This is a genomic window from Eggerthella sp. (assembly GCF_048329335.1).
Taxonomy (GTDB): domain Bacteria; phylum Actinomycetota; class Coriobacteriia; order Coriobacteriales; family Eggerthellaceae; genus Eggerthella; species Eggerthella lenta.
The window spans coordinates 1-4863 of sequence record NZ_DBFEGU010000317.1 but is presented as its reverse complement, the minus strand read 5'-3'; the positions used below and the strand labels follow the sequence as shown (position 1 = coordinate 4863).

Sequence of the window (4863 nt, the reverse complement as noted above, 5' to 3'; positions counted from 1 at the left end):
CCACGAGGCCGGCCATGATGAAGGCGCAGAACAGCCATCCGGGAAGGCGGTCGAACGTATGCGGATCGCGTTCCATGAACGCGGCGATGGCGAACAAGGTGGTCATGTTCGCGATGAACGAGACCAGCACGACGAGCGTCTCGAGCTCGGGCGTGTTCGCGGGCCCCTGCAGCAGGATGGAACTGCGGAACGTGAGCATGCTGCACGCCCAGAAGAAGGCGAGGCCGACGTGACGGAATCGCAACGTCTTCCAAACCATCCGCATGCTGCGGCGGTCGCGCGCGACCGCGATCCGAGTGCTCACATTCCTCCCTTTCCCGGTCGACGAGCGGGTAGCCGTTCTGTGTCGAAGCCGCTTAACAACCGTGCTGATGACCCTATTCATCAGGTAAAACGTTCAAATCACCAGAAACTGATTACCCGACCCGTTCCCGTCGCGCCTAGGATTGGCGATGACGAGAAAGGACGGATCGTGTCCGTTATGACGAACGTAGCCTACATATTATCGCTCATTGCACCGCTTTTTTCCTACCTGAAAGAAGAGGATTACGTCTCCATGCAGCAAAACCCTGCATGGCAGGACGTGCGCGCGGCGGCAGGCGCTCCGCTGCAAGAGGCGCTGTCGCTTCCGACATGGTCCGCTCGCTCGTCGTTTCAGAATGAACTGCTGGTGCCAGGCATGCCGCTGGCCGCTATGCCGGTGGAGTCGCTGTACAAGGCGTGGTCCACGCAGCAGGGCAACGCGTTCGGCGCTACGCGCGGGCTGTACTTAGGCGATCCTGCGCGGCATTTGTCCCAGGTGTATCGAGAGCTGGCCATCGAAGTCCCCGCGGAGTTCGCCTCGATGCCGGACCATCTGACGCTGGAGCTGGAGCTGCTGGCGCTGCTGCTGGACGCGGGCAACGGAGAAGCCGCCCGCCAGCTGGCTGCCGACCATCTCGATTGGCTTTGCGAGTACGACGCTGCGTTGGCCGACCGCGCCGACATGGTGGCGCATAACGAAGCGCTCCCGTCGGTGCGCCGCCGGAACCTGCTGGACGGCATCGCGTTTTTGCGGGCTCTCGCGGCGCTCGCGCAGCGGACGGTGGGCGAAGCGCTCGCCTTCGCGAACGCCGCCGAAGGAGAGGCCGTCGCCGTATGACCTACCCGGCGTCTGCTGCTGCAAGCAGGCGCCGTGCCCATAGGTGAACAAGCAAGACGAGTGAACGATAAGAAAGGGAGGAAAGGAATGAGGGAGACAACGGTATCGCGTAGAACGTTTCTCAAGGGTTCGGCCGCTACGGCTGCGCTCGCCTGCGCCGCGGGTTCCATCTCGCTTGGCTCATGGCAGGCCGAGCGCGCGGCAGCGGCCGAACCGGCGGTCACGGTCACGGCCCCGTCGCTGTGCAACGGTTGTTCCAGCAAGTGCGGGCTTATCGCCACGACGGTGGACGGCCAGCTCTGGACGCTCAAGGGCAACGAGGTCCATCCGTACTCGAAGGGACGCATCTGCGGGCGCGGCCATGGTCTTGCCCAGATGGCGTACTCCGACGAGCGCGTCACGCAGCCTTTGCGTCGCAAGGACGACGGCACCTTCGAGCCCATCGACTGGGACACCGCGTTCAAGGAGATCGGCGCGAAGGTGCAGGACATCATCGCCAAGAACGGGCCTGAATCGCTGGCTATCATCCAGGATCCGCGTCCGTCGGGCAAGCAGTACTCCGCCCGCTTCATGAACGCGCTGGGTTCGGCGAACGTGTACGCGCACTCTTCTTCGTGCAACCTGTCGAAGGAGAGCGCCTACCAGCTGACCATCGGCGCCACCGGCTATTCGAACGACTTCGCCAATGCGAAGATGGTCATGTTCATCGGCCGCAGCTACGGCGACGGCATCCGTCCCTCGTCGGTGCAGAGCCTGGCCGACGCCGCCGAGCACGGCACCCGCGTGGTCATCGTCGACCCGCGCCTCAACAACTCCGGCATCTTCGCCAGCGACTGGGTGCCCATCAACCCCGGCACCGACCTGGCGCTGCTCATGGCAATGGCGAACGTGCTCATCGAGGAAGACCTCTACGACCACGATTTCGTGGAGCAGAACACGTACGGCTTCGAGGAGTTCGCCGAGCAAGCCAAGGAGTACACGCCCGAGTGGGCCGAGAAGATCACCGACGTCCCGGCCGAGACCATCCAGGAGCTTGCCCGCTCCATGGCGAAAGCGGCTCCGGCGGCTTCCATCGAGTCGGGTTGGCGCTCGGTCATCGGCTGTTCGTACAAGAACTCGTTCGAGACGGCGCGTGCCATCACGGCCATCAACTCGCTTCTGGGCTGCTGGGGCGCGAAGGGCGGCGCGCTGATCACGTCCTCGCCGAAGGCCGGCGCTATCGAGGACGCCCGCTTCAAGGCGCCCGCGAAGCCCGCTGCCAAGCGCATCGGCGATGCGGAGTACCCGCTGGTCCTGGCCAGCGCCGGCACCAACGTGGCTGCGTTGCAGGCGACGCTCGAGGGTGAGATCAAGGGCCTGTTCTTCTACAACTCGAACGCGGCGAAGGGCTACGCGCAGCCGAAGAAGTGGACCGAGGCTCTGGAAAAGACCGACCTCGTGGTCACCATCGACGTGCAGATGTCCGAGACGGCTCAGCAGTCCGACTACGTGCTGCCCGAGGTCACGTACCTGGAGCGCCTGGAGCTTCCGGAGTTCGTGGGAGGTAAGAAGCACTACGTCGGCATGCGAACAGTGGCCTTGGAGAAGATCCATCCCGAAACGAGGACGTGCGACGAGATCTTCAACGGCCTGGCGGAAGCGTGCGGCGTGGGCGAGTATTTCCAGTTCACCGCCGAGGATTGGGCTGAGGCGCAGCTGGCAACCGTGGGCGTGTCGCTTGACCAGATGAAGAAGGAAGGCGTGGTGGAGCTGCCTGACCCGCACTTCGAGTACGGCGTGCCCACGTTCAAAACGGCGTCGGGCAAGTTCGAGTTCAAAACCGACAAGGTGGGCGAGGCCGGCCTCAATCCGGTGATCGGCTGGATTCCGCGCAAGGTGACGCCCCAGAGCGGCGAGTTCGCCATCGTGGGCGGCAAGCAGGGCATCCACTCCCATACCATGACCCAGAACATCGAAGCCCTGCACGCCATCTCGCGCGAATACCACATGGAGCGCCTCTGGATGGCCGCCAAAGACGCTGCCGACCTGGGCGTGCAGACAGGCGACACCGTGGAGGTGTCGTCGAGCGAGCACACCGGCCAGGTGGAAGTGCGTGTGACGCAGCGCCTCAAGCCCGGCGTCGTGTTCCTTCCCACGCACTACGGCGGCGACGCGCCTGCACAAACCCGCGCATACCATTACGGCATCAGCCTGACCGACTTCATCCCGCTGGACGCGGAGCCGGGCGTCGGCTCCATGATGAGCCAGGAAGTTGCAGTCACGGTGAAGAAGGTGGAGGCGTAACATGACCCGCTACGGAATGCTGATCAACACGAAGAAGTGCGTCGGCTGCTCGGCCTGCCGCATTGCTTGTCAGATGAAGAACCATCTGGATCCCGAAGAATCGTTCATCAAGTACCACGAGATCGAGACGGGGGAGTACCCCAACGTGTACAACGAGATCGTCCCCACACAGTGCATGCACTGCGAGGACGCGCCTTGCGCTGCCGTGTGTCCGACGCATGCCACCTACATCACCGATTCCGGCGTGGTGCTGGTGGACGAGGAAAAGTGCATCGGCTGCAAGTACTGCATGGCTGCGTGTCCTTACGGCGCCCGCATCGTGCAGGAGAAGACCGGTGTGGTGGAGAAGTGCCGCTTCTGCTGGGACGGCGAAAAACCGGGCAATCCGCCGGCGTGCGTGGGAACCTGCATTTCGGGTGCGCGCATCTTCGGCGATCTGGACGACCCGGATAGCGAGATCAACCAGGCTATCGCGAAATACCACGCACAGCCGCTCGCTGACAACCTGACCGTTTCGAAAATCTACTACGTGAGGTGATGAACCATGGTTTGGGGACCTATGATCGCATGGTACCTGTTTTTGGCCGGCGCGTCGGCGGGAGCGTTCCTGACGTCCACGTTCGTCGAAGCCAAGTACCCCGAGAGCGTGAAGATGCGCGTCGCTGGCCGCATCATCGCTCCCATCTTCGTCGGCATCGGCCTGCTCATGCTCATGTTGGACGCCGAAGCCGGTCTGCACAACCCGCTGCGCTTCTTCTGGCTCATCTCGAACCCCGGTTCCGTGATGACGCTGGGCGTGTACTTCATCTGCGTGTACATGCCGGTGGCGCTTGCCGTGGCCGTTCTCGAGATACTCAAGAAGCGCGTGCCGAAGTGGCTCACGTGGATAGGCATCGTCGCGGCGTTCGCCGTGGCGGCCTACACCGGCTTCCTGCTGGGCGTGGTCAAGGCGTACCCGCTGTGGAACAACGCCATATTGCCCATCCTGTTCGTGGTGTCGGCGCTGTCGGCGGGCCTCGCTGCCACGTCGCTCGTGGGGCTGATCGTGGATCGCGAGCGCTTCGAGCAGATGTGGCTGATCAAGAAGAGCCACGTCATCCTGTCCGCCGTTGAAATGGTCGTGCTGGCCACGATGCTGATCATCGTGAGCGCCGGCAGCTTCGAAGGCGCCGCGTCGGTCTACTCGCTCGTGGCCGGGCAGTACGCTCCGGCGTTCTGGGGCGGCATCGTCATCCTGGGCCTCGTGGCGCCGTTCTGCATCGAGGGCTACCCGGTGTTCATCGCGAAGCGGGTGGAAACGTCCACCACGTCGCTGGTGGTGAGCCTCATCGGCGAGGCGGGCGTGCTCGTGGGCGGCTTCCTGCTGCGGCTGCTGGTTATCCTGGCCGCGCTGCCCGTCCTGTTCCTCTGACCTTTCTCGGCCTCGGCCCGTGTTCCCC

At 63.6% G+C, this 4863-nt stretch carries 4 protein-coding genes and 1 pseudogene; 4 read left to right on the top strand and 1 reads right to left on the bottom strand.

What is annotated here, in order from left to right:
- Nucleotides 1–304: pseudogene (locus ACMO6A_RS09995) on the bottom strand (LuxR family transcriptional regulator); the annotation flags it as partial.
- 252 nt (nt 305–556) lie between these two features.
- On the opposite strand from ACMO6A_RS09995, the gene ACMO6A_RS09990 reads away from it, so the two are divergent.
- The 4 genes from ACMO6A_RS09990 to nrfD all read left to right on the top strand — a co-directional run bounded on the left by ACMO6A_RS09990 (nt 557) and on the right by nrfD (nt 4835).
- Entirely contained in the window at nt 557–1141 is a 585-nt protein-coding gene (locus ACMO6A_RS09990; RefSeq protein WP_227111325.1) for a molecular chaperone TorD family protein, read from the top strand.
- Nucleotides 1142–1228: 87 nt separating this feature from the next.
- Nucleotides 1229–3424, top strand: a complete 2196-nt coding sequence (locus tag ACMO6A_RS09985; protein WP_009306072.1) for a molybdopterin-containing oxidoreductase family protein — start codon at nt 1229–1231, stop codon at nt 3422–3424.
- Nucleotide 3425: 1 nt separating this feature from the next.
- Nucleotides 3426–3962 (top strand): 4Fe-4S dicluster domain-containing protein, encoded by a 537-nt coding sequence (locus tag ACMO6A_RS09980; protein ID WP_009306074.1) that lies wholly within the window; start codon nt 3426–3428, stop codon nt 3960–3962.
- A 6-nt stretch (nt 3963–3968) separates the two neighbouring features.
- Nucleotides 3969–4835 (top strand): NrfD/PsrC family molybdoenzyme membrane anchor subunit, encoded by an 867-nt coding sequence (nrfD, locus tag ACMO6A_RS09975; RefSeq protein ID WP_418471183.1) that lies wholly within the window; start codon nt 3969–3971, stop codon nt 4833–4835.
- Nucleotides 4836–4863 lie beyond the last annotated feature (28 nt).